Here is a 2,153-nt window from a genome sequence, read left to right as displayed (position 1 = left end):
CCGCCGCGCCCGCTGCCGGCCGCCGCGCTGTATCACCCGGCGCGCAACCGCGCGAGCGTCGACGACTGGCGGCCGCGCTGGACGCCCGGCGCGCCGGTCGTCGCGATCCTGTTCTATCGCGCGCACTGGCAGGCCGCGAACACGGCCGTGTTCGACGCGCTGGCCGACGCACTGATCGACGAGGGGCTGAACCCGCTGCCGATCGCGGTGACGTCGCTGAAGGACGCGGTGAGCCGCGAGGTCATCACGCAGCTCTGCGATACGCACGGCGTCGCGCTCGTGCTGAATACCACCGCGTTCGCGGCCGGCGCGATCGACAGCCCCGAGCACGACGTGCTCGCGGGCGACGCGCCGGTGCTGCAGGTGATCCTGTCCGGCGGCAATCGCGACGCGTGGGCGGCCGACAACCAGGGCCTGCACGCACGTGACATCGCGATGCATATCGCGCTGCCCGAAGTCGACGGGCGCATCGTCACGCGCGCGGTGAGCTTCAAGGGGCTCGCGTATCGCTGCCCGCATACCGAGGTCGACGTCGTGCGCTATCAGCCGGATGCCGAGCGGATCGCGTTCGTCGCGGCGCTCGCGCGCGGCTGGTGCCGACTGCGTACGCTCGATAACGCCGACAAACGCATCGCGCTGATTCTCGCGAACTATCCGCAAAGCGAAGGGCGGATCGGCAACGGCGTCGGGCTCGACACGCCGGCCTCCGCGCTGCGCGTGCTCGCGGCGCTGCGCGATGCGGGCTACATCGTGGCCGACCTGCCGCCTGACGGCGACGCGTTGATCGCGCAACTCACCGAAGGCGTGACCAACGATCCCGCCGTGCGCACGCTGCGTCCCGCGTTTCAGAGTTACGCGCTGGCCGACTACGTCGCGCGTTTCGCGCAGCTGCCGGCCGCGGTGCGCGACGCGCTGAACGAACGGTGGGGGCCGCCCGAAGCGGACCCGACGCTGCGGCAACGGCGTTTCACGATCGCCGGCTGGCGCGCGGGCAACGTGTTCGTCGGCATCCAGCCGTCGCGCTCGCGCGACGACAACGACTACGCGAGCTACCACGATGCGGATCTCGTGCCGCCGCATGCGTATCTTGCGTTCTATTTCTGGCTGCGCGATGCGTATCAGGTCGACGCGGTCATCCATCTCGGCAAGCACGGCAACCTCGAATGGCTGCCGGGCAAGAGCGTCGCGCTGTCCGACGCGTGCTGGCCCGACCTGACGCTCGGGCCGCTGCCGCACCTGTATCCGTTCATCGTCAACGATCCGGGCGAGGGCAGCCAGGCGAAGCGCCGCGCGCAAGCCGTGATCGTCGATCACCTGATGCCGCCGCTCACGCGCGCGGAAAACTACGGCCCGCTGCAGGATCTCGAACGGCAGGTCGACGAATACTACGAAGCGCTGATGGTCGATGCGCGGCGCGCGAAGCTGTTGCGCAAGACGATCCTCGCGACGATCGCCGAGCATCGCCTGCACGACGAGCTGAGCGTGTCGCCGCCGCGCGATGCGGGCGACGAGGATGCGCTGCTCACGCGCGTCGACGCGTGGCTGTGCGAATTGAAGGAAGCGCAGATTCGCGACGGGCTGCACGTGTTCGGCGCGTCGCCGGTCGAGCGCCAGCGGCGCGACACGCTGCTCGCGTTGGCTCGTTTTCCGGTCGGCGACGGCAAGGGCGAACGGGCCGGGCTGATCGGCGCGCTCGCACGCGATCTTGCGCTCGGCGAGGGTTTCGATCCGCTCGCGGCCGACTGGGCCGCGCCGTGGACCGGGCCGCGGCCGGCCGTGCTGCAGGCGCTAGATGCGTCGCCGTGGCGTCATGCCGGCGATACGCGCGAGCGGCTCGAACGGCTTGCGCAGCACTGGCTGGACGCCGTGTGCGGCGCCGCTTCAGACGAACCCGGCATCGACATGCCGCCGCCCGGCGCATGGCCGCATACGCTCGCGGTGCTAGAACGCGTGCGTTCGACGCTGTTGCCCGCACTCGATGCGTGCGGCGGTGAGGAAATGCGTCAGCTGCTGCGCGGGCTCGACGGCCGCTTCGTGCCCCCGGGGCCGAGCGGCTCGCCGTCGCGCGGCCGTCCCGACGTGCTGCCCACGGGCCGCAATTTCTATTCGGTCGATACGCGCGCGGTGCCGACGCAGGCCGCATGGTCGCTCGG

General features: G+C 70.8%; 1 protein-coding gene. It reads left to right on the top strand.

Features of this window, described 5'->3' with window-relative positions; translation table 11 throughout:
• The coding region (gene cobN, locus JMF90_RS34475; protein ID WP_201326106.1) for a cobaltochelatase subunit CobN at positions 1 to 2,153 on the top strand (2,153 nt) is incomplete at both ends.

Origin of the sequence: Burkholderia sp. E168m23 (assembly GCF_016586125.1) — a bacterium.
In the GTDB taxonomy this organism is placed as follows: domain Bacteria; phylum Pseudomonadota; class Gammaproteobacteria; order Burkholderiales; family Burkholderiaceae; genus Burkholderia; species Burkholderia orbicola.
The sequence above is the reverse complement of the archived record's forward strand: the minus strand, read 5'-3'. Positions and strand labels throughout refer to the sequence as shown.